Genomic DNA, 20764 nt, shown 5'->3' with positions numbered 1-20764 from the left:
CCGCGTTCCCCCGGTCCAGGCGTCAGGCGTCGGCTCGCTCGGTGCGGTCCGGGGTCGTCATGCCCAGACGCGCCTGTTCCTCCTCGACGATCCGGCGGGCCAGTTCGGTGTCCGACACGTCGACCGCGTCCGGGGTGGCTTCGGCCACCGCGCTGCGGCGGGCGTAGGCGTCGAACAGGCGGGTCTTCCGCTCCAGCATCTCCACCAGGCGTTCGTCCACTCCCCCGGTGGCGAGCAGGCGGTGCACCCGGACCGGCCTGACCTGGCCCATGCGGTGGGCCCGGGCCACCGCCTGGTGTTCGATGGTCGGTTTGATCTGTGGTTCGCAGATGACGACGACGGAGGCGGCCTGCATGTTGAGGCCGACGCCCGCCGCCTGGATCTGCGCCAGGAGCACCGCGGCGCCCGGGGCGGCGGCGAAGTCGTCGACGAGCTGCTGCCGGCGTGCGGCCGGGACAGCGCCGGTGAGCGGGCCGAAGACCGTGGTGGTGCCGTCGAGTGCCTCCTCGACCACACACAGGACGTCCTTGAAGTTGGAGAAGACCACCGTCTTCTGCCCGTTCTCGCCGGACTCCTCGACGATCTCCCGGAGCCGCTCCAGCTTGGCCGACCTGTCGGGGCGCAGGTACGCGGCCCTGCGCATCGCCATGAAGTTGCCGGCGCGTACGGCGTCGCGGTACGCCTCCTCGTCCGACGCGCTCAGCTCCTCCCACTCGTCGGTGTGCTGGAGGCTGGGGAGCTCCGTCAGCACGTCCCGCTGGTTGCGCCGCAGGTAGACGGGGGCGACGGCCTTGCGGAAGGCGACCGATCCGGCCAGGGCGTCACCGTCGTCCAGGGACTCCGCGACGCCGCGATCGAGCATCCCGACCAGGTTGCGGAACTCCGCGACCCGGTTCTCCATCGGGGTGCCGGTCATGAAGAGGGTGCGCTCGCAGCGCTCCGCCCACTGGGCGACCGCCTGGGACCGCTTGGCCTTCGGGTTCTTCACCGAGTGCGCCTCGTCGACGACGAACAGGCCGACCTCGCCGCCGCCCGGCGCGGGAAACCCGCGCAGGGCGTCGAACGTGGTCACCCCGACCCCGCCCCGCCCCTTCCAGTCGGCGAACGCGTCGCGCCGGTCGGGGCCGTGCAGCAGCAGCACGCGCAGGGCGCTGCGGGCCTCGATCTCCCGCGTCCAGTTCACGAGGACACTCGCCGGGCACACCACCATGAAGTGGCTCTGCCCCTCGGCGGCCAGGTGGGCCAGCACGGCGATCGCCTGGATGGTCTTCCCGAGGCCCATCTCGTCACCGAGGATCACGTTGCGCTGCGCGAGGGCGAACCGGGCGCCGAACGCCTGGTAGCCACGCAGGGAGACCCGCCGGTGCGAGTCGTCGAGGTGCTGGGCCCGGACCCGCTCGGCGATCTCGTCCGGCAGGAAGCCCTCGGCGGCGGCCGTGTCGGGCGCCGCGCCCGAGATCTCGGCGAGCAGGCTGTAGTAGTCGGCGGAACGGAGTTCGAAGTCCGCCCAGGCGGCGAGGTCGGACGACGGCCCCCGGAGCAGGTCAACCGAGGCCTGGGCGAACAGTTCGGGCAGCCGCCCCCGTTCCGCCTCGTCCACCAGCGGACGGAGTTCGGTCACCGCCGCCAGTGCGCGGGCCTTCCTCTCCCGGCCGGCCAGGAGCATCCGGAACCGCCCGGCGGCCGGCCTGGCGTCGGCCAGCAGCGGCTCCATTCGTCGCGACAGGGCAACGGCCCGGTCGACGGCGCGCCGCGCCTGAGGCCCCGCCTCCACCAGCACCTGCAGGGCCGTGACGAGCGCGGTGGTGCTCGGCTCCGGCCGGTCCACGTCGATATGGACGGCCACGGTCTCGTGCACGGCCTCGGAGAGTCTGCGGGCCGCGGCGAGCATCTGGTCGGCGGTGCGCCGCCCGACACCGGGTATCTGCAGCAGCCGGTACGCGCCCGCTTCGAGCACCGCGCCCACCGTCCGCAGTCCGCTCTGCTCGACGCCGCCGAGCCGCAGCCGGCCTTCGGTGACGTCCTGGAGCCGCGCGACCGGGATGGCGTCGAGCTCCCGCCGTACCGCCGCGTCGTGGATCGGGTCGAGTGCCGCCCGTACCGCCTCGACGGCCCTGCCATGGTCATCGACCACGTTCCGGGCCGCCTCGGCCAGCCGCGCTCCCTTCGCGACCACACCCCGCTCGTCCCGCCCCACGCGCCCGCCCCTCACTCGCCGTTCGGGCATCCTCCCACCTCCCACAGGTCCGGCAGCAGCGCATCCGCGTCGTGGGCCGAGGGCAGGGATTGCCCCGCAGGGCTTCGCGGATCGAGGTCATGCACCGACGCCTCGGGCTGGTGTCACAACTGACGAAGCCTCGTACCACTTGCGGCGTGCTGCTTCCGTAGGCATACCGAGCGCGGCTACGTTCTCGCCGTGACGGACATGGGCCCGCAGCGTCGTGGATTCGCCTGGCTCCCGGTCTCGGTGGTGGCGCTCGCGGTGATGGTGTTGCTGCTGATGTTCGCCTCGCGGTACGGCTACCACCGGGACGTGCTGTACTTCCGGGTGCTGGGCCGGCATCCCGCGTGGGGATACGCCGACCAGCCGCCCGGCACGCCCCTGCTCTCCCGCGCGTCGATCGCCCTGTTCGGGGACACCGTGCGCGGTCTCCGGGTCCCGGCGGTCCTGGCGGCGGGAGCGGTGGCGTACCTGTGTGCGCTGATCGCCCGTGAGGTCGGCGGCGGCCCTGGCGCGCAGACGCTGGCGGCCGCGGCCTCCTCGGGGACGCTCGTGCTGACCTTCGGGCATCTGTTCGTGACCACGTCGCTGGACATGGTCGTGTGGCTCGCCGTCGCGCTGTTCGCCTTCCGGGCCCTGCTGCGCGACCGGCCGCGGTGGTGGCTCGCCGTCGGCACGGTGGTCGGCGTGGGGCTCTACAACAAGCTGCTGGTCCTGCTGCTCCTGGCCACGCTGGGCGCCGGCCTGCTGGCGGTCGGGCCGCGCCGGGTGCTGCTGTCGCGGTGGCCGTGGGCGGGCATGGGGCTGGCCGCGCTGATCGGCGCACCGAACCTCGTCTACCAGGCCACCCACCACTTCCCGGCGCTCACCATGGCCGGTGCCCTCCGCTCGGACAAGGGCGCCCTGGGCGGCGTGCTGAACATCCCGTTCTTCTTCCTGACGGTCGGGCTGCCCCTGTCGTACATCGCCGTGGTGGGCCTGCTCCGGGTGCTCCGCGATCCGGTGCTGGGGCCCGTGCGCGCCTTCGGCGTCGGATACCTGCTGCTGCTGGTGCTGCTCTGCGCCGTCGCCGCACAGCCCTACTACGCCATGGGCATGGTGCTGGCCCTGCACGCGGTGGGTTCCGTGCCGGTGGCGCGGGCGCTGGCCGAGCGGCGGCACAGCCGGGCGCTGTTCGCCCTGCTCCTCGGACTCAACCTGGTGGTCTCGGCGGCGTTCGCCCTGCCGGTGGTCTCCCTCCGCAGCCAGCAGAGCCTGCACTTCGCCGAGGCCGACCAGGGCCTCGGGGACGAGATCGGCTGGCCGCGCTACGTCTCCCAGATCGCCGCCGTCTACCGCCCGGGCGCGATCATCGTCACCGGCAACTACGGCGAGTACGGCGCCCTCGACCGCTACGGCGGCGCCCACGGCGTTCCCCGGCAGGTCCTCTACAGCGGGCAGAACGCCCTGCGCACCCTGGGCACTCCACCCGACTCCGCCCGTACGGCCGTCGTCGTCGGCTACGACGACCGGGCCTGGCTGTCCGCCCAGTTCGCCGGCTGCCGCGTCGAGGGCCGGCTGGACAGCGGCTACCGCATCGACAGCGAGGAACAGCACCGCGCCATCTACCTCTGCCACGACCCGGTGCGACCGTGGCACGCCCTGTGGCCCAGCTTCCTCCACTACGACTGACCGCGCGGGGCGTGCCAGACAGCCGCGCCGGACCCGCGCGAGCGGCGGTCGCGCCACCCCGAGTCGTCCGCACCCCGAAAGAGTTCGCCGGTACGGACATCACCTCCACCCAGGAACGCGGGCGACCAACTACGGGTGATCGCGCTCGTCTACCTGGTTCTGCTCTGCGTACTCACACTTCTCAACTGCGCGGGAGGGCTGATCTTCCACCTCCGGGTCGTCCGGCGCCTCGATCTTCCCCTCACCTCGGCTACGCCCAGGTGATCGAGGTGTCGGCCGCCAGGTCGGGTACGGGCACACAGTTCGTGGTGCGCAGCAGGCCCAGGTTCCACATCGCCACCTTCGACCTCGGCCAGAACCTGGCCAACGTCACGGACATCGCCGAACGGCTGACCGCACGGCAGCCCTGAGCCCGCCGGATCACCAGCGGACGACTTCGGCATCTCCAAGATCCCCGCCGGGGTCAGGCTCAGCGGCGGGGCCGTCCGACGAGGCAGGGCGCGGCCGGCAGGTGGCTCGCAGGGTGTTCAGTTTCTCCGCGTCGGTGGAGTCGGCCTCGGCCGTGTAGGTGACGATCCGGAGGTCGGTGCCGGCGGCCGTCAGGACGTCGAGGTCGAGTGCGATGTCACCCACCAGCGGGTGCTCGACGGTCTTGCGGTCACCGCCCTGGGTACGGGCGGTGCCGTTGGACCACAGCCGCGCGAAGCGGGAGTTGTTGCGCCGCAGGTGCTCGACGAACGCGGCGAGCCGCCCGTCGTGGGGATGGGCGGCCGCCGTCACCCGCAGGTCCGCGACGAGGTTCTCCTCCTCCGCCTCGTCGCCCGCCCAGGACAGCACGGGCCATGCCGCGATCGGCTGCCGGGTCCGTCCCCCGCCCGGCCGGAACATCCCGGCGACGAGACTGCGCTCGTCCCAGCCGTACGTACGGGGATCGCCGATCGTGGCGGACCACATCCCGTTCCAGCCGACGATGGTCCAGTCGGCGGCGTAGACCGCGGTCGGGATGTCTCCCAACCGGCTCACCAGCCGCTGTACCCGCACGGGCACCTGCCGGGACACGTTCCCGGTGGCGGGCGGTGCGAGACGGGCGCAGCGGAACAGATGGTCACGCTCGGACGGGTCGAGGCGCAGCGCTCTGGCCAGGGCGGCGACCACCTGGCCCGAGGGGTGCCGGGCGCGGCCCTGTTCCAGCCGGACCACGTAGTCGACCGACAGCCCGGCCAGCCGGGCGAGTTCCTCGCGGCGCAGTCCGGGGATGCGTCGGACCTCGCCCGTCTCCGGTCCGCCGTCCTGCGGTGACACGCGTGCACGCCAGCCCCGCAGCGCGATGCCGAAGTGGTTCGTCGGTTCCATGCAGGTCATCGTCATCCAACTGCCGTGACCCGCAGGGTGGTTCTACTGCCGCACAACAGACTCTTTACCCCCCGGCAGCACCTCGCCGGACACGTCGTCGGCACCGGTGGCGGCCCAGTGCGCGCGGGTGAAGGCGGCGGCGGCGCTCAGCGCGGCGTCGGCTTCGTCGAGCATCGCGGCGAACGCCTGGAAGACGTGCGGTACCTGGGGCCAGACCTGCAGTTCGACGTGGACGTCGCACTCGGCGGCGCGCGCGGCCAGCCGTACGGCGTCGTCCAGCAGGATCTCGTGCGAGCCGACCTGGATGAGCAGGGGCGCCAGGCCGGTCAGGTCGGCGAAGACGGGGCTGGCATGCGGCACGGTGGGATCCGTGTCGCGCAGATAGTCACGGGCACGCCTGCGCAGGCCTTCGGCGGTCAGCGCGGGATCGACGGCGGCCTTGCCGACGGCGCTGTCGCCGGACACGCTCAGATCGGCCCACGGGGAGAAGACCGCGGCCGACGAGGGCTGGGGCAGGCCCGCGTCCCTGGCGGCGACCAGGGTCGCGACGGCGAGACCGCCGCCCGCCGACTCGCCGACGAAGGCGACGGCGGAGCCGGGCACACCGCCGTCGAGCAGCGCGCGGTAGACGGCCAGCGCGTCGTCGACGGCCGCGGGGAACGGGTTCTCGGGGGCCAGCCGGTAGTCCACGCACACGGCGCGGGCACCGGTGCGCCGGGCGACGTCCCCGGCCAGGCCCGCGGCGTCGGCCGCCGAGCCGATGGCATACGCGCCGCCGTGCAGGTACAGCAGCACGGTCGCCGGGTCGTTCGCCGGCGTCTCCACGGTGACGACGGGTACGCCGCCCAACTCGCCCGCCGTGGTCGAGACATCGGCGGGCAACGGCAGGGACGTCATCATGTCGTGGAAGACGGCGCGCTGTTCGGCGACGTCGCCGCCGAGGTCGAGCGGGCCGTGCCGCAGCAGGTCGTCGAGGGTCTGGCGCTGTGGCCGGGACATGGCGGTGCCTTTCGTGGTTCCGGTGAGTGCCGTGCGTACGGCGGAGCGGTGATCGGCGCGAAGTCGCGGGCGGTCAGCGCGGCGGCCCGACGATGATCTGGCCGTACATGTCGGCGGCTTCGGCCATGAGGTCCCGTGAGATCTCGAAGCCTTCGGGGCGCGGGGTGGCCAGGTCACGTCCGGCGTGCCGGAACATGCCGTCGATGCCGCCGGGGGTACAGATCATCAGCAGGTCGGCGGTGTCGGAAGTGATCCGGTAGCCGTGCGGGACGTTCCGGGGCAGGAAGACTATGCCGCCCTCCGACAGCTCCATCTCCTGGTCGTCGCACCACAGCAGCGCACTGCCCTTGATCAGCATGAAGACCTCGTCCTCACGGGTGTGCGTGTGGTACGGCGGTGCTTCGCCCTTGCTGACGGAGAACCGTCCGACGGTCAGCTGTCCGGCGGTGGCCGCGCTGTCCAGGAGTACGGCGAACTCCCCGCCGTCGAGCCATTCGAGGCGCTGCTGCTGGTCGGGCTGGGCGAGGTAGGCCATGGTCATGACGGTGTCCGTTCTGAGCGATCGGAGGACTCGACGGGCCAGACGGGCCAGACGGGCTCGGCGGCCCTGTCGCCTGACAGCCGGCGAAGCCGGGACGGCGGCGAGGATCGCGTCGCCCACCTCGTCGATGACGCGTGCGTCGAAGTCCGGGCTGTCAGCCAGCCTCGGCCGCAGCTCGCTTGTTCGATCATCCGCCGGGCGGTCGGCCGGCCGCCAGTCGCGAGGGTAGGAACAGCAGTACCACTCCCCGGCACGGGCTGTGGCGCGCACCAGTTCGTGCGTGCCGCCCGCCTGTGCGCACCAGTCGTCGATCCGGTCCGGCCGGCGCCATGGCTTCGGAAGGAGGGTTCCCGGCGCGCAGAGTGCGGGTCGGCTCAGGGATTCCAGAAGAACGAGACATGCGCGCGCTCGAAGCGGCGCTCGGCCAGGTCCTGTCGCGGGATCACCCAGTGCAGGGTGGCCCCCTCCCGCCCGGTGAGTCCGATGTCCCACTGGGCGAGCAGTGTCCACTGGTCGGGGGCGGGCAGTTCCATGGCGTCCAGGGACTCGTGCGCCCCCGCGGTCCGGTGCCGTCGCGCCAGCTCCGCGTCCTGCGCGGCGTCCGCGACGGGGTCCGTTTCCGTGCACTCGTGGGAGGCGTACCCACCGATGTGCAGGGGGCCGTCGACGACGATGCCGCCGCACGTGTCCGTCCACACTTCGGCCAGTTCCCAGGCGCGGGGATGGCCGGGGAACGGAGCGTCCTCCTGGCCGGGCTCCGGGGACGGGATCAGGAAGTGGTACGGCAGGGAGACGTCGGCCGAGAGGCGCAGGTCGTCCTGGGGGAACTGCTCGTAGATGCGGAGCGTTTCGTCGTCGGTCCCGTCCCCTTCCTCGCCATAGACGCAGGGGTACTCCGTCCTCCGCTCCTCGACGGGCGTCCCGGCAGGGATGTACACGACCTCACCGGCGCTTGCGCCGTAGTACGTCATCTCAGGGAAGCCGAAGAACAGCAGGTGACCGTCGACCGGCAGCGGAAGGCCCGTCACCGCCTCGGGCAGGGCCGCGCAGTCGAGGGTGGCGAGCAGCGGGTACCAGGGAGCGGGGGCATCGGCAGGCAGCATCAGGGAGCCGCCGAACCGGCCGATCACCGGCCCCTCCCCACGCGTGACGAGTGTCCCGGACGGACGGGCGGTGGCGATCCACCGCTCAACGTCCTGGAGGGGTATCCCGCGTCTCAGTGCTTCCTCACGGAACGGCGTGAGCCGGCCGAACAGATCAGGGGTCATGGGTGAGAACATAGGCCCGGGATCTGACAGCCGGTCACCATCGGGCTCTCGGTAGGGTTGATCGACATGGGCAACCACGCCGCCCGACGGCAGACCGGCCAGAACTCGATGTCGCGGACCGATGCGATGCGGGAATGAGCAGCGGCTGTGTGTGGATCCTGCCGGCGGTGATCGTCGCCGGCTGGATCCCGTCGGGGTGGGGACCGCGGTGGATCCGGTGGAGTCTGCTGTCCGCCGGGGTCGTCGTCTCCGTGCTCTTCGTCGTCACGGGGTTCCGACTGCCGGTGCCGTCGCTCGGCCCGGACAGCGGCTGCACCCGCGAACAGGTCCAGTGCATGAACTCGCGTCCGGTCTTCTGGCTGGAGACCGGGCTGATCGGCTTCGGATGCTGCGTGGTGTTGCTGCTCCCGACGACCGTGGCCGAAATCGTCATCCGGATCGAAACCCGGGCCGCCGCGAAGTCACCGCGCTGAACGCCTCCCCAACCGGGGAACCGATGTGCCCGAGCCCCGCAGCCACGCCGACGCGGTCATGACGTCGAACATCCACACCCACCGGCGGCCCGTTCACGGCGAGGCGGGCCGCCCGGTGTACAGCGAAGCCAGTGGGGTTCAGACGTTGAACCGGAACATTCAACGCAGCGCTCCCACCTGCGGAAACTTTCCCTCAGGTGATCGTATCCAGCACCCATCCAGCACCGTCGGGACTCATCCAGCACATCCAGCACGTCAAGCCGCGGAGACAGACTCGCCTGACTCCTCGACCGCCGGACGCATGGCACTCTGCATGACGTCTCGGCAACGACCCCACGCCTCGGGGACTAGGTGCCCGTAGATGTCCACTGTGGTCTTGATCGACTTATGACCAAGCCAGCGCGAGACCTCGCGGATCGGCACACCGTTCGCCAACGCGGTCGAGGCGAAGAAGTGCCGCAGACTGCCAGGCGTGTATTTGGCCTTGCCGTCCACGTCGACCACGCCTGCCAACACGCACGCCTTCTTGAAGTGGTATCCGAAGGTGGAGGCGGTGGGCATCACACCCTTGCCACGCTGGCGCGGGGAGAAGAAGACCTCCAGCCGCCAGCGTCTGCCGCGAAGCCCTGTGAAGGCCGCGGGCACTGGCGCCCACCGCGACAAGTGGCCGTCGATTTCCTGCTCGACGAACGGAGCAGCCGGCACGTCCCGGTACTCGCCCTCCGTTCGGTGCTTGAGCGGCACAATCATCGTGTGGCAGTCACCGCGGTGCGCTTTGGCACTGACCTGCCAGCGGACCCTGACGAAGCCGGACCGTCGGCACTCGGTGGAGAAGGCGAGGGCCTCGCTGGGGCGCTGGCCAGTGCCCGACTGCAGGTAAACCGCGAGCCGGTACTGCGGGGCGATGCGCTCCGCGATCAGATCAACCTCGCCCAACGTGGGAATCTCGTCCTCGTCCACCGCGCACGGGGCCGCCCGGGATACCCGGACGCCGCGCGCGGGATTGTGCGGGATGCGTTTCTCAACGACGGCCACCTCTAGCATCGCGGCCACCATCACCAACCGATCGTTGATCGTGGAGACCGCCAACCCGGCACCGGAGGAGTGCAGTTCCTTGGCGAACGCCTCGAAGTCGCGCCGTGACAGCGCGGCCAGCGTCTTCCGTCCCAGTCGCGGCACGAGATGGTTCTGGATGAACCCTTCGTAGTTGCGGCGCGTAGATTCACCGATGATCCGGCGCTCCAGCCACTCCTGAGCCCAGACCTGCAATGGCACCCGCCCAGGCGCAGGATCGAAACGAACGTCGGCCTTCTTGTCGCTCTCGACCTTGTCGGCGAAAGCGTCCGCACCGTCCGAGCCCACCCGGCGGGGAAACGACCTCTCCCGCTGCCGCCCGCGCCTACCGCCCGGCTCCCGGTACCGCACCGTCCAGCCGTGCCGACACCGCGGACGATCACAGGGGAAGTTACGGTCCCGGACGTCCCTCTTGCACCGCTGAAAAACGCTCGCCACCCAAGCCCCGATCCGTCGCCTGGCCCATGCTCGAAACCGTGCACCGGCGTCCCAAGACCCAGCAAGGCATTCATCGCTAATCCGCTCTTTCCAGCGAATATGGACCCATCCTCACCTGCAGCCCCGGCCCACCGAGATCCCTCACCGGACGCGCTCGCACCACAACGCTCGCTGGCGCGGGAAGCGCACATCGACACCCGAGGCCATACCACGCTATGGTCGATGTATGGCTACCAAGAAGGTGACTATCACTCTCGACGAATCCCTGGTCGAAGCTCTGGCCGGAGCCGCCGAGGAAGAAGGCATCCCGCTCTCCCGCCTCGTCGCTGGAGCAGCCGAACGCGAGCTACGTCTGCGGGCCGGCCGCGCCGTCATCCAGGAGTGGCAGGCCGAGCACGGCGCCTTCACCCCGGAAGAGCTTGCCGCCGCCCGCGCGGATCTGGCCGCCGCCGATGCCGAGTACCTCAGCAATTCGGGAGCCTCGGCCGCGTGAACATCCCCTACCTGTACGACGCCGGGGTCCTCATCGCCATCGACAATGACGACCGGCGCATGTGGGCCCGACACAGCCTGGCCCTGGAAGACGGACGGGACATCCACGTCCCGTCCGTCGTCGTCGGCCAGGCATGGCGGGACTCCCGCCGCCAGGTCAGACTCGGCAAGTTCCTCGCCGGATGCCACGTCGTACCCGTCGGCCTCGAAACCGCCAAAACCGCAGGCATCCTCTGCGGCAAGGCTGGCACCTCCGACATCGTCGACGCCACCGTCGTGACCATGGCAGCCAGCCTCGGCGCCATCATCTGGACCTCGGACCCAGACGACATCCGCACCCTCATCGACGCCCAGGACATCAAACCCGCCCCTGTTATCCGGCCCGTCTAGCGGCCTATGCCCTCAGACGACCAGCCCGTGAGGGGACCCGGAGATAGCCGAGGCGAACAGAGTGCCAGCGCATCAGGAGTCAGGATGGCCGTACGTAGGGACGGCGGCGTGGATGTTGGTGACCGACGTCATCGTTCCGGCGCCTGCTCCAGCCGACTCACCCCAGCCGCGCAGGCCTCGTGGACGGGGCAACCACCCAAAACCACTGGCGGGAATACGGTCCCAACGGTTCCGACTCCACCCTCCCCAACCTGTGGGACGGCGGCGCCAAGGTCCTCGACGCGAACAACGCCCGTCCTCACCTTGAGCGGCGACACTGAAAGGGCTCAATAAATAATCCAGTATGCCTGGCTTGCTCTACTTTAACAGAGAGGATATAGCTCAAGTTCGAGAATTTGTTCGATGTTGAGCTTTGAGTGACAAGTTGACCGACGCGACCTTGTACCACACGAGCTTGCCTTCGACTGGGAAATAGCTTGTGCCGCCCTAGTGCTTTCCACCAGTGGCTCCGCGTACCATGCGGCGCATGGCAGCTGATAACTCGTTCCCATACACGCCAACCCCCGGGAAGCTAGAAGAATTTCTGGAAAAGCTTCAGGGCGTGGGCGTGCCGACGAGGATCGACCAGCAGTACCTAGGCTCGGTGGGGTTCGCGTCATCGAACAGTCGTCCGTTCATCCCGCTAATGAAGAAGATCGGGCTGTTGGGCAGCTCCGGTAAGCCGACCGAGCTCTACACCAAGGGCCTCCGCGGCGGGGAGAGCGGTCGCGCCCTGATTGCGGCGGGCATCCGTGCCGGGTACGACAACGTGTTCCAGACCTATAGCGACGCATACAATCGGTCTGACGCCGAACTCGCGACCTTCTTCCGGAGTCATTCGGATTTGGATGACAAGAAGGTGGGACTCGCGGTCAAGACCTTCAAGGCTGTGTGCAAGTTCGGCAACTTCAACTCGGTCGCTGGTGCCGCAGGCAATGAAGACGAAGGCGACGAGGGCGTTGCCGACGAGCAGGCCGAGTCGACGAATGGGCGCCGCCAACGCCAGCAGGGCAGCAACGGGTCCGGCTCGGTGGTCATCAACGTGAACATCGCACTCTCCGTTGATGCGACAAGTGACGCTGCTGTCTACGACGCGTTCTTCGCCGCGATGGCGAAGCACCTCAAGGGCCTGACGGATGGCGGCGCCTAGGACTCCGCGCGAGGTCGCCGACGGGGCGGCCAACGCGCAGGACGAACTACGTAGGCTTCTCGCCAAGCGGGAGACCTCGACGTATCGCGCAATGACGGTAACCGAGTCCTATGACAAGCTGATGAACCTCAACATCAAGCAGGACAAGCTGTTTCGTGAGGCACTTCAGTGCGTGGAGCATGGGCTCTACCGGTCCGCACACGTCACGTCATTCGCCGCACTGATGGATTTCATCCACGAGTGGATCGCGAACGACGCTTCCCGCCTCTCCGCGATCCAGGCCAACTACACCGCGTGGAACATCAAGCAGGCTTCGGACTTCCGCGATCAGAAGGATCACACCCTCTTTGAAGTCATGAAGAAGCAGGCTTTCATCACCAACGGAATGATGAAGGCGCTACAGGGGCTGCTAGCCAAGCGGAATGAGTGTGCGCATCCGGACGACTATGAGCCGGGCATAAACGACACGCTTGGTTACCTCGATGAAATGATGAAGCGGATTGGGGTGCTACAAAAGAAGTAGATGAAGCTAGGCACCGTATTCGTACGCGCGTTCGATATGGATCAGCGTGCGTTCGCCATCGACTGCGACCTCACTAGATGCGCACGCTCTTGGCGGTAGCGGAGCAGCAGGCCGTCGACGGAGACCGATCCACCGCCCGACTGTCAGCCAGATTGGGGCTGGGCGTCGCCTGAAGTGACCCCAGGCCCCCAGCTCTTCCGTTTTATACCGCGAGATCCAGTCACTAGTGACGCGAGCTCTCGCCCGGCGCAACGCGATGTAGCCATTGGACCGAGTGGATCCGCTCCCAGTTGCAATGTTCCGCGGACAACCGAGACGGTGGCGCCGACCTCCGTTTGAACTCGCAGGGTGAACCGCTCCGAGAACAGACCGGAGCCTCCGTCAGACGCGGAGCGGTTCTGTTCCAGCGCAAGCGATCACGAGCTTGAGAACCAGACAAAGGGGCTTGCCCTCCCCAGACAAGCCCCTTCAAGATTAGTTTAATTTTCAATTAAACATTGAACCGGAACTCCACCACGTCCCCGTCCTGCATCACGTAGTCCTTGCCCTCCATGCGGGCCTTGCCCTTGGCGCGGGCCTCGGCCACCGAGCCCGTTTCGACCAGGTCGGCGAAGGAGATGACCTCGGCCTTGATGAAGCCCTTCTGGAAGTCGGTGTGGATCACGCCGGCCGCCTCGGGGGCCGTGGCGCCCTTCTTGATGGTCCAGGCGCGGGATTCCTTGGGGCCGGCCGTGAGGTAGGTCTGCAGGCCGAGGGTGTCGAAGCCGACGCGGGCGAGGGTGGCGAGGCCGGGCTCCTCCGCGCCCACCGACTCCAGCAGCTCCAGGGCGTCCTCCTCGTCGAGTTCGGCGAGGTCCTGCTCCAGCTTGGCGTTGAGGAAGATCGCCTCGGCGGGGGCGACCAGGGCGCGCTGCTCGGTCTTGAAGTCCTCGTCGAGCAGTTCGTCCTCGTCGACATTGAAGACGTAGAGGAACGGCTTGGTGGTGAGGAGGTGCAGGTCGTGCAGGAGCTCGTTGCGCTCGGTGCCCTGGACGATGCCGTGGGCGAAGAGCGTGTCGCCCTTCTCCAGGATCTCCTTGGCCTCCTCGACGGCCTTGACCTTGGGGGCCACGTCCTTCTTGATGCGCGACTCCTTCTGGAGGCGCGGGAGGACCTTCTCGATCGTCTGGAGGTCGGCGAGGATCAGCTCGGTGTTGATCGTCTCGATGTCGTCCTTCGGCGAGACCTTGCCGTCGACGTGCACGACGTTCTCGTCCTTGAAGGCACGGATGACCTGGCAGATCGCGTCGGACTCCCGGATGTTCGCGAGGAACTTGTTACCCAGGCCCTCCCCCTCCGAGGCGCCGCGCACGATGCCGGCGATGTCGACGAAGTCGACCGTCGCGGGGAGGATGCGTTCCGACTTGAAGATCGACGCCAGCTTGGCCAGACGGGCGTCGGGGACGCCGACGACACCCACGTTGGGCTCGATCGTGGCGAACGGGTAGTTGGCCGCCAGCACGTCGTTCTTGGTCAGGGCGTTGAACAGGGTCGACTTGCCGACATTGGGCAGGCCGACGATTCCGATCGTGAGCGACACGTTGCGACTTCCCGTAGTGAGAGGGTGAGTGGGCCAGGGGCTGCCAGTGCCGGCGGGCCGGCCGATCCACCAGTTTACGGGGTTCGGGCCCCCTGGCCGGCGGCCGCGTCGAACACCTGGCCAAGCTCTCCTCTTCGGCTTGGTTTCGGCGTGTCTGGGCCGCGATTGGGCACATTAACCGACCTAAGTTGGTCCGATGGAGCAACGCAGGACCCGCCCCCGACAACCCGGACCGCGCCGAGGCGCCCCCCGCGCGCCGCTGCCGCCGCAGGCGAGACGGCGGCCGGGGACGGCCGAGCGCCGGCCCGCTCCGGGAAGGTCGCGTCCGGCACCGGTGGCGGGGCCCGCGCGGCTGCCGGGTCCACGGCTCACGGGGCTCGGCTGCGGCCTCTTCTGCATGGCCGCGATGTTCCTGCTCGGCTTCCTGGACGACCTGCTTCTCGAGGCGTCCCTGACCGTGTACGGCGTGCTGTTCCTGCCGGTGTCCGCGCTGACCGCGCTGTGGGTGCGCGGGGGCGATCTGCTGACCGCACCCGTCGTCGTCCCGATCGCCTTCGCCGTCGGCCTGCTGGCCGTCACCGACGGCGGCGGCGGTTTCCTGGGCGGGGTGATGGGCCTGGTGACCGCCCTGTCCACGCAGGCCGGCTGGCTCTACGGCGGGACGCTGATCGCCGGGGTGATCGTCATCGTCCGCCGGATCCGGCTGATCCGGCGCCGCCGCAGAGCCTGACCCCGGCCCGCGTGCCGTGGTGGCGCCTGCTTGCCGTGGCGGCGCCTACCTGCCGTGGCGGCGCCTACTTGGCGTGGTGCGCCGCGCGCATCGCCGCGCCCACGATCCCCGCGTTGTTCTGCAGCTGGGCCGGGACGATCTCGGCCTTGATGCCCTCGATGTACGGCAGGAACTTGTCGGCCTTGCGGCTCACCCCGCCGCCGATGATGAACAGGTTCGGGGTGAAGAGCATCTCGACGTGCGCCAGGTACTTGTTGACCCGGTGCGCCCACTGCTCCCAGCTGAGGTCGCCGTCCTCCTTGGCCTTGCTGGACGCCTTCTTCTCCGCGTCGTGGCCGTCCAGCTCCAGGTGGCCCAGCTCGGTGTTGGGAACCAGCTCGCCGTCGACGAACAGGGCGCTGCCGATGCCGGTGCCGAAGGTGAGCAGGAGAACCACGCCCTTGCGGTCCCGGCCGGCGCCGAACTCCATCTCGGCCACACCGGCCGCGTCCGCGTCGTTTACCACGGTCACCGGGAGTCCGCCGAGCCGCTCGCTGAACAGCGTGCGCGCGTCGGTGTCGATCCAGCTCTTGTCGACGTTCGCCGCCGTGCGGATGTGAGTGCCGTCGGTGATCACACCGGGGAAGGTGAGCCCGACCGGGCCGCTCCAGCCGAAGTGGTCGACCACCTGCTTGACCCCGTCGGCGACCCCGTCGGGCGTCGCCGGGTGCGGGGTGAGCACCTTGCACCGCTCCTGGGCCAGGTCGCCCTTGTCCAGGTCCACGGGAGCGCCCTTGATCCCGGAACCACCGATGTCCACACCGAAGATCTGCATGGCTACACGTTACGTCGTACGACTGACAGTCACGACGCCGGAGGACCGTACGAAGGTCCTTACGCCCCGGCGCCGGTGCCGCCGCGCTCGGCGACCAGGGTGGCCGCCTCTTCGCGCAGGTCACGGCGGAGTTCCTTGGGGAGTGAGAAGGTGATGGACTCCTCGGCCGCCTTGATGATCTCGACGTCGCCGTAGCCGCGTTCGGCGAGCCACTCCAGGACCTGCTCGACCAGCACCTCGGGTACGGAGGCACCGGAGGTGACGCCGACGGTCGTCACGCCCTCCAGCCACGCCTCGTCGATCTCGCTGGCGAAGTCGACCAGGTGGGCGGCGCGGGAGCCGGCCAGCTTGGCGACCTCCACCAGCCGCTTGGAGTTGGAGGAGTTGCGGGAGCCGACCACGATGACCAGTTCGGCCTCGGCGCCCATCTGCTTCACGGCGAGCTGGCGGTTCTGCGTGGCGTAGCAGATGTCGTCGCTGGGCGGGGAGATCAGCTGCGGGAACTTCTCCTTCAGGGCGTCGACGGTCTCCATCGTCTCGTCGACGGAGAGGGTGGTCTGGGAGAGCCAGACGACCTTGGACTCGTCGCGGACCTCGACCTTGGCGACGTCCGCCGGGCCGTCGACCAGCTGGATGTGGTCGGGGGCCTCGCCGGAGGTGCCGATGACCTCCTCGTGGCCCTCGTGGCCGATCAGGAGAATGTCGTAGTCCTCGTTGGCGAAGCGGACGGCTTCCTTGTGGACCTTGGTGACGAGCGGGCAGGTCGCGTCGATGGTGGCGAGGCGGCCGCGCTCGGCCTCCTCGTGGACGACGGGGGCGACACCGTGCGCGGAGAACATCACGATGTTCCCCGGCGGGACCTCCTCGGTCCGCTCGACGAAGATCGCGCCCTTCTTCTCCAGGGTCTGCACGACGTACTTGTTGTGGACGATCTCGTGCCGGACATAGATCGGGGCCCCGTACTGCTCCAGGGCCTTCTCGACGGCGATCACGGCGCGGTCCACACCCGCGCAGTAGCCACGGGGGGCGGCGAGCAGGACACGGCGGCCAGGCGAAGCAGTCATGGCACCCATCGTAAGGCCGCGTTCGGGGGGTCAAAGATCGCGTCCGGGTGACGATCCCGGGGAGACTGGCCGAAGAGCGGGGGTGTGCCAGACATACGGCCGCGGGAGGCACTGATGTCCGAGACCGGTACGGCGACGGCGCCCCCGCCCGGGGCGGACGAACGGCACCGGTTGCGGCGCAGCCTCGGCTTCCGGGACCTGGTGGTCTACGGACTGCTGTTCATCGCCCCGATGGCCCCGGTCGGCGTCTTCGGCACGCTGGACGCCAGGTCCCACGGCGCGGTGGCGCTCGTCTACGTCGTCGCCACGGTGGCGATGGCGTTCACCGCGTTCAGCTACGCGCAGATGGTGCGGGTGGTCCCGCTGGCCGGGTCCGTGTTCGCCTACGCGCGCGTGGCGCTCGGGAAGGAGGCCGGGTTCGTCGCGGGGTGGATGGCGATGCTGGACTACCTGCTGATCCCGGCGGTGGCCTACCTCTTCTCGGGGATCGCGATGAACGCGCTGGTGCCGGAGGTCTCGCGGTGGGTCTGGACGGCGCTGGCGGTGGTCGTGACGACGCTGCTGAACCTGTGGGGGGTGCGGGCGGCCGCCGTCGTCGGCTTCCTGGTGCTCGCCCTGGAGATCGTGGTGCTGCTGGTGTTCATGGTGTCGGCGGTCGTCGTCCTCGCGCGCGACGGGGCGCGGCGGGGGCTGTGGTCGCCCTTCTCGGGAGACGGGACACAGGGGGCGTTCGCGCTGTCGGCGGTGGTCGGTGCGGTGTCGGTGGCGGTGCTGTCGTATCTGGGCTTCGACGCGATCGCCACGTTCGCGGAGGAGGTGACCGGGGGGTCGGAGAAGGTGGCGCGGGCGGTGCTGTTCTGTCTGGCGCTGGCCGGTGTGCTGTTCGTCGCCCAGTCGTATCTGGTGGCGCTCCTGGAGCCGACGACGTCCGCGCGGCTGGCCGCCGATCCGGCGAAGCAGGGGACGGCGTTCTACGACGCGGTCGACGTGTCGGTGGGGGCGTGGCTGCATGATCTCGTCGCGGTCAGCAAGGCGATCGGGGCGGCGTTCGCGGCGCTGGCCGGGCAGGCGGCGGCCGGGCGGCTGCTCTTCGCGATGGGGCGGGAACGGCGGCTGCCGCGGGCGCTGGCCAGGACCGACGGTGGGGTGCCGCGGGTGGCGGTGCTGTGCGCGGCGGTGATCACGATGGTGGCGGCGGTGTGGGCGGCGCGGCGGGGCGACGGCGTGGACAGGCTGGTGTCGGTGGTCGACATCGGGGCGCTGACGGCGTTCACGTTGCTGCACGCGAGCGTGGTGAGCTGGTTCGCGGTGCGGCGGGAGGGGGGTGGGGCGGGGGTGAGCTGGGGGCGGCATGTGGTGATGCCGGTGGTGGGGGCGGCGATCACCGTCGCGGTGATCGTGGCGGCTTCGGGGGCGGCGCAGGTGGTGGGGGCGGTGTGGTTGGTGGTGGGGGTGGGGGTGCTGGTCCTGCAGCGGGGGTCGGTGGAGGGTGGCGGGTAGGGGATTTCGCCCCCGCCGCCCCTGCCCGTCCCGTCCTCCAGGGGGTGGGCCCCCTACGACCGCCCGTTTCGGGGGCTGCCGCCCCCGGACCCCCGCTTCGGCCTGAACGGCCTCGTCCTCAAACGCCGGACGGGCTGGAGAGTGGGGGCTGAGCGATGTGGTGGGGGTCCTGTCGGTGCGCGCCGTTACTCTCGGCGCATGGCTTTGAACACGTCCGCCGAAGCTCCCGTTCCCGTCGGTGAGATCTCCCGGCTGATCGGTGGGTGGATCGATCGACTGGGGGCCGTCTGGGTCGAGGGGCAGATCACACAGCTCTCGCGGCGGCCGGGGGCGGGCGTCGTGTTCCTGACGTTGCGGGATCCGTCGCACGACATCTCGATCGGCGTCACCTGTTACCGGCAGGTGTTCGACGCGGTGGCCGACGTGGTCGGCGAGGGCGCCCGGGTCGTCGTACACGCGAAGCCCGAGTGGTACGCGCCACGTGGGCAGCTGTCCCTGCGGGCTGCCGAGATAAGGCCGGTCGGGGTCGGGGAGCTGCTGGCTCGGCTGGAGATGCTCAAGAAGGCGCTGGCCGCGGAGGGGCTGTTCGCCGCCGAGCGGAAGAAGCCGTTGCCGTTTCTGCCGCAGTTGATCGGGCTGGTGTGCGGGCGGGCCTCGGCCGCCGAGCGGGACGTGCTGGAGAACGCCCGGCACCGGTGGCCGGCGGTGCGGTTCGAGGTGCGGAACGTGCCGGTGCAGGGCGTGCACGCGGTGCCGCAGGTCGTGCAGGCCGTGAAGGAGCTCGACGCGCTCGAGGAGGTGGATGTGATCATCGTCGCGCGCGGCGGCGGCAGTGTGGAGGATCTGCTGCCGTTCTCCGACGAGCAGCTGGTGCGGACGGTCGCCGGGTGCCGTACGCCCGTGGTGTCCGCCATCGGGCACGAGCCCGACAACCCGCTGCTCGACTACGTGGCCGACCTGCGCGCCTCCACCCCCACCGACGCGGCCAAGCGGGTCGTCCCGGATGTCGGGGAAGAGCTGGAGCGGGTGCGGATGCTGCGGGACCGGGGCCGGCGCAGTGTCGACGCGCTGGTGGCGCGGGAGGAGCGGGGGCTGGCGCATGCGCTCGCGCGGCCGGCCATGGAGGATCCGCACCGGATGGTCGACGAACGCGCCGATCACGTCGCCTCGCTGGTCGACCGTTCGCGGCGCACCCTCGGGCATCTGCTCGACCGCGCCGACTCCGAGCTGACGCACACGCACGCGCGCGTGGTGGCCCTGTCCCCCGCCGCCACGCTGAAGCGCGGTTACGCCGTGCTGCAGAAGGACGGCGGTCATGTGGTGCGGGATCCGGGGGACGTCGAGCCGGGCGAGGCGTTGCGGGCGCGGGTCGCCGAGGGCGAGTTCACGGTGCGGGTCGACGGCTGACGCCGTGTCGTACGAGTCGATGAGAAAGGTCAGTGCATGAGCAGCAAGACGGAAGAGGCCGCCCTCTCGTACGAGCAGGCGCGGGACGAGCTGATCGAGACCGTGCGGCGGCTGGAGGCCGGCGGGACGAGCCTTGAGGAGTCCCTCGCGCTCTGGGAGCGGGGCGAGGAGCTGGCCAGGGTGTGCCGGCGGTGGCTGGAGGGGGCGCGGGCCCGGCTGGACGCGGCGCTGGCCGAGGAGGAGGACAAGGGAGAAGGGGCCGAGGAGGAGGACTGAGCGGGGCGGTCGATGTGAGGCGGATCACTACAGTCCGGTTTTTGTTGAAGCTTGAATCTTCTCTCGCTTATGGTCGTGCCGTCAGCCTATCCGGACCGCGGTCCGGATACGAACCGCGACGCGACCTCTAGGAAGTTCAACCATGTCTCTCGTTCTCGACCCCACCGCACAGGACCTGCTGTTCCGCGAGGCCCGCACCGCCAACACCTTCACCGACGAGCAGGTTTCCGACGAGCAGGTCCAGGCGATCTACGACCTGGTCAAGTACGGCCCGACCTCGATGAACCAGTCGCCGCTGCGCGTGGTCCTGGTCCGCTCCCCCGAGGCCCGTGAGCGCCTCGTGCAGCACATGGCCGAGGGCAACCAGAAGAAGACCGCCACCGCCCCGCTGGTCGCGATCCTCGCCGCGGACAACGAGTTCCACGAGGAGCTGCCGGAGCTCTTCCCGCACTTCCCGCAGGCCAAGGACGCCATCTTCGGCGACCGCGCGGTGCGTGAGGGCAGCGCGGCCCTGAACGCCGCCCTCCAGGCCGCCTACTTCATCATCGGCGTCCGTGCCGCCGGCCTCGCCGCCGGCCCGATGACCGGCGTCGACTTCGCGGGCATCCAGAAGGAGTTCCTGGACGACGACCACACCCCGTTCGTGGTCATCAACATCGGCAAGCCGGGTCCGGACGCCTGGTTCCCGCGCTCCCCGCGCCTGGCCTACGACGACGTCGTCACGACCGTCTGAGTCACACCGCAGATGCGCGAGAGGCCCCC

The 20764-nt window shown here is 69.6% G+C and carries 21 protein-coding genes; 12 read left to right on the top strand and 9 right to left on the bottom strand.

Annotation, left to right across the window (positions count from 1 at the left end; all coding sequences use genetic code 11):
• Window positions 1-22 precede the first annotated feature (22 nt).
• Entirely contained in the window at window positions 23-2227 is a 2205-nt protein-coding gene (locus KVT45_RS26015) for a DEAD/DEAH box helicase (RefSeq protein ID WP_217551408.1), read from the bottom strand.
• Between the two features lie 198 nt (window positions 2228-2425).
• Here KVT45_RS26015 and KVT45_RS26010 point away from each other — a divergent pair, with 198 nt between their 5' ends.
• Together KVT45_RS26010 and KVT45_RS26005 are read left to right on the top strand one after the other, a co-directional pair.
• On the top strand, window positions 2426-3892 hold the full coding sequence (locus tag KVT45_RS26010) for a glycosyltransferase family 39 protein (RefSeq protein ID WP_254647375.1): 1467 nt from the start codon (window positions 2426-2428) through the stop codon (window positions 3890-3892).
• Between the two features lie 269 nt (window positions 3893-4161).
• Window positions 4162-4302 (top strand): hypothetical protein, encoded by a 141-nt coding sequence (locus KVT45_RS26005; RefSeq protein ID WP_217551404.1) that lies wholly within the window; start codon window positions 4162-4164, stop codon window positions 4300-4302.
• Between the two features lie 10 nt (window positions 4303-4312).
• On the opposite strand, the gene KVT45_RS26000 is transcribed toward KVT45_RS26005, so the two are convergent.
• The 4 genes from KVT45_RS26000 to KVT45_RS25985 form a co-directional block, all read right to left on the bottom strand.
• Window positions 4313-5245 (bottom strand): helix-turn-helix transcriptional regulator, encoded by a 933-nt coding sequence (locus tag KVT45_RS26000; protein ID WP_217551402.1) that lies wholly within the window; start codon window positions 5243-5245, stop codon window positions 4313-4315.
• Window positions 5246-5287: 42 nt separating this feature from the next.
• Window positions 5288-6244 carry an alpha/beta hydrolase gene (locus KVT45_RS25995; RefSeq protein ID WP_217551400.1) on the bottom strand — a complete coding sequence of 319 codons (957 nt, stop codon included), beginning with the start codon at window positions 6242-6244 and terminating at the stop codon, window positions 5288-5290.
• A gap of 73 nt (window positions 6245-6317) precedes the next feature.
• Complete coding sequence (locus tag KVT45_RS25990; RefSeq protein WP_217551398.1) at window positions 6318-6785, bottom strand: cupin domain-containing protein; 468 nt, start codon at window positions 6783-6785, stop codon at window positions 6318-6320.
• Window positions 6786-7159: 374 nt separating this feature from the next.
• Window positions 7160-8053: a DUF1963 domain-containing protein gene (locus tag KVT45_RS25985; RefSeq protein WP_217551396.1), complete on the bottom strand. Its 894-nt coding sequence runs from the start codon at window positions 8051-8053 to the stop codon at window positions 7160-7162.
• Window positions 8054-8187: 134 nt separating this feature from the next.
• Between KVT45_RS25985 and KVT45_RS25980 the strand changes: the two genes are divergently transcribed.
• On the top strand, window positions 8188-8526 hold the full coding sequence (locus KVT45_RS25980) for a hypothetical protein (RefSeq protein ID WP_217551394.1): 339 nt from the start codon (window positions 8188-8190) through the stop codon (window positions 8524-8526).
• Between the two features lie 255 nt (window positions 8527-8781).
• On the opposite strand, the gene KVT45_RS25975 is transcribed toward KVT45_RS25980, so the two are convergent.
• The gene (locus tag KVT45_RS25975; protein WP_308310865.1) at window positions 8782-9888 is read right to left on the bottom strand and encodes a tyrosine-type recombinase/integrase; all 1107 of its coding nucleotides are present in this window, start codon (window positions 9886-9888) and stop codon (window positions 8782-8784) included.
• Window positions 9889-10264: 376 nt separating this feature from the next.
• Between KVT45_RS25975 and KVT45_RS25970 the strand changes: the two genes are divergently transcribed.
• The 4 genes from KVT45_RS25970 to KVT45_RS25955 all read left to right on the top strand — a co-directional run bounded on the left by KVT45_RS25970 (window position 10265) and on the right by KVT45_RS25955 (window position 12632).
• Window positions 10265-10531: a hypothetical protein gene (locus KVT45_RS25970; protein ID WP_217551390.1), complete on the top strand. Its 267-nt coding sequence runs from the start codon at window positions 10265-10267 to the stop codon at window positions 10529-10531.
• Window positions 10528-10920: a PIN domain-containing protein gene (locus KVT45_RS25965; protein WP_164193662.1), complete on the top strand. Its 393-nt coding sequence runs from the start codon at window positions 10528-10530 to the stop codon at window positions 10918-10920. The genes KVT45_RS25970 and KVT45_RS25965 overlap by 4 nt, the downstream gene beginning before the upstream one ends.
• A gap of 526 nt (window positions 10921-11446) precedes the next feature.
• A complete protein-coding gene (locus KVT45_RS25960) occupies window positions 11447-12109 on the top strand; it encodes a DUF5343 domain-containing protein (protein WP_217551389.1) in 663 nt (220 codons plus the stop codon).
• Entirely contained in the window at window positions 12096-12632 is a 537-nt protein-coding gene (locus tag KVT45_RS25955; protein WP_217551387.1) for a hypothetical protein, read from the top strand. Before KVT45_RS25960 ends, KVT45_RS25955 begins: the two co-directional genes overlap by 14 nt.
• 490 nt (window positions 12633-13122) lie before the next feature.
• Here the strand turns inward: KVT45_RS25955 and ychF are convergent, their stop codons facing one another.
• Window positions 13123-14211, bottom strand: a complete 1089-nt coding sequence (gene ychF / locus KVT45_RS25950) for a redox-regulated ATPase YchF (RefSeq protein WP_217551385.1) — start codon at window positions 14209-14211, stop codon at window positions 13123-13125.
• A gap of 196 nt (window positions 14212-14407) precedes the next feature.
• On the opposite strand from ychF, the gene KVT45_RS25945 reads away from it, so the two are divergent.
• Window positions 14408-14941, top strand: coding sequence for a DUF6542 domain-containing protein (locus KVT45_RS25945; protein WP_217551383.1), 534 nt, complete (start codon window positions 14408-14410; stop codon window positions 14939-14941).
• 64 nt (window positions 14942-15005) lie between these two features.
• On the opposite strand, the gene ppgK is transcribed toward KVT45_RS25945, so the two are convergent.
• Together ppgK and KVT45_RS25935 are read right to left on the bottom strand one after the other, a co-directional pair.
• Entirely contained in the window at window positions 15006-15755 is a 750-nt protein-coding gene (ppgK, locus tag KVT45_RS25940) for a polyphosphate--glucose phosphotransferase (RefSeq protein WP_217551381.1), read from the bottom strand.
• A gap of 59 nt (window positions 15756-15814) precedes the next feature.
• Complete coding sequence (locus tag KVT45_RS25935) at window positions 15815-16828, bottom strand: 4-hydroxy-3-methylbut-2-enyl diphosphate reductase (protein WP_217551379.1); 1014 nt, start codon at window positions 16826-16828, stop codon at window positions 15815-15817.
• A gap of 105 nt (window positions 16829-16933) precedes the next feature.
• Between KVT45_RS25935 and KVT45_RS25930 the strand changes: the two genes are divergently transcribed.
• From KVT45_RS25930 to KVT45_RS25915, 4 genes are all read left to right on the top strand, one after another.
• Window positions 16934-18319, top strand: coding sequence for an APC family permease (locus KVT45_RS25930; protein ID WP_217551377.1), 1386 nt, complete (start codon window positions 16934-16936; stop codon window positions 18317-18319).
• A gap of 198 nt (window positions 18320-18517) precedes the next feature.
• Complete coding sequence (gene xseA, locus KVT45_RS25925; RefSeq protein WP_217551375.1) at window positions 18518-19726, top strand: exodeoxyribonuclease VII large subunit; 1209 nt, start codon at window positions 18518-18520, stop codon at window positions 19724-19726.
• Window positions 19727-19762: 36 nt separating this feature from the next.
• Window positions 19763-20002, top strand: a complete 240-nt coding sequence (locus KVT45_RS25920) for an exodeoxyribonuclease VII small subunit (RefSeq protein WP_217551374.1) — start codon at window positions 19763-19765, stop codon at window positions 20000-20002.
• A gap of 142 nt (window positions 20003-20144) precedes the next feature.
• Entirely contained in the window at window positions 20145-20735 is a 591-nt protein-coding gene (locus KVT45_RS25915; protein WP_217551372.1) for a malonic semialdehyde reductase, read from the top strand.
• Window positions 20736-20764: the final 29 nt, after the last annotated feature.

It is taken from the genome of Streptomyces sp. GbtcB6, assembly GCF_019091475.1.
GTDB classification, from domain to species: domain Bacteria; phylum Actinomycetota; class Actinomycetes; order Streptomycetales; family Streptomycetaceae; genus Streptomyces; species Streptomyces hyaluromycini.
Note: the sequence above shows the minus strand (reverse complement) of the source record. Positions and strands in the feature narration are given on the sequence as shown.

Excerpts from the sequence above, each read along its gene's own strand:
- KVT45_RS26015 (WP_217551408.1), bottom strand. The coding sequence starts at position 2,227 with ATGCCCGAACGGCGAGTGAGGGGCGGGCGCGTGGGGCGGGACGAGCGG.
- KVT45_RS26010 (WP_254647375.1), top strand. The coding sequence starts at position 2,426 with ATGGGCCCGCAGCGTCGTGGATTCGCCTGGCTCCCGGTCTCGGTGGTG.
- KVT45_RS26000 (WP_217551402.1), bottom strand. The coding sequence starts at position 5,245 with ATGGAACCGACGAACCACTTCGGCATCGCGCTGCGGGGCTGGCGTGCA.
- KVT45_RS25995 (WP_217551400.1), bottom strand. The coding sequence starts at position 6,244 with ATGTCCCGGCCACAGCGCCAGACCCTCGACGACCTGCTGCGGCACGGC.
- KVT45_RS25990 (WP_217551398.1), bottom strand. The coding sequence starts at position 6,785 with ATGACCATGGCCTACCTCGCCCAGCCCGACCAGCAGCAGCGCCTCGAA.
- KVT45_RS25985 (WP_217551396.1), bottom strand. The coding sequence starts at position 8,053 with ATGACCCCTGATCTGTTCGGCCGGCTCACGCCGTTCCGTGAGGAAGCA.
- KVT45_RS25980 (WP_217551394.1), top strand. The coding sequence starts at position 8,188 with ATGAGCAGCGGCTGTGTGTGGATCCTGCCGGCGGTGATCGTCGCCGGC.
- KVT45_RS25970 (WP_217551390.1), top strand. The coding sequence starts at position 10,265 with ATGGCTACCAAGAAGGTGACTATCACTCTCGACGAATCCCTGGTCGAA.
- KVT45_RS25960 (WP_217551389.1), top strand. The coding sequence starts at position 11,447 with ATGGCAGCTGATAACTCGTTCCCATACACGCCAACCCCCGGGAAGCTA.
- KVT45_RS25955 (WP_217551387.1), top strand. The coding sequence starts at position 12,096 with ATGGCGGCGCCTAGGACTCCGCGCGAGGTCGCCGACGGGGCGGCCAAC.
- KVT45_RS25945 (WP_217551383.1), top strand. The coding sequence starts at position 14,408 with ATGGAGCAACGCAGGACCCGCCCCCGACAACCCGGACCGCGCCGAGGC.
- ppgK (WP_217551381.1), bottom strand. The coding sequence starts at position 15,755 with ATGCAGATCTTCGGTGTGGACATCGGTGGTTCCGGGATCAAGGGCGCT.
- KVT45_RS25935 (WP_217551379.1), bottom strand. The coding sequence starts at position 16,828 with ATGGGTGCCATGACTGCTTCGCCTGGCCGCCGTGTCCTGCTCGCCGCC.
- KVT45_RS25930 (WP_217551377.1), top strand. The coding sequence starts at position 16,934 with ATGTCCGAGACCGGTACGGCGACGGCGCCCCCGCCCGGGGCGGACGAA.
- xseA (WP_217551375.1), top strand. The coding sequence starts at position 18,518 with ATGGCTTTGAACACGTCCGCCGAAGCTCCCGTTCCCGTCGGTGAGATC.
- KVT45_RS25920 (WP_217551374.1), top strand. The coding sequence starts at position 19,763 with ATGAGCAGCAAGACGGAAGAGGCCGCCCTCTCGTACGAGCAGGCGCGG.
- KVT45_RS25915 (WP_217551372.1), top strand. The coding sequence starts at position 20,145 with ATGTCTCTCGTTCTCGACCCCACCGCACAGGACCTGCTGTTCCGCGAG.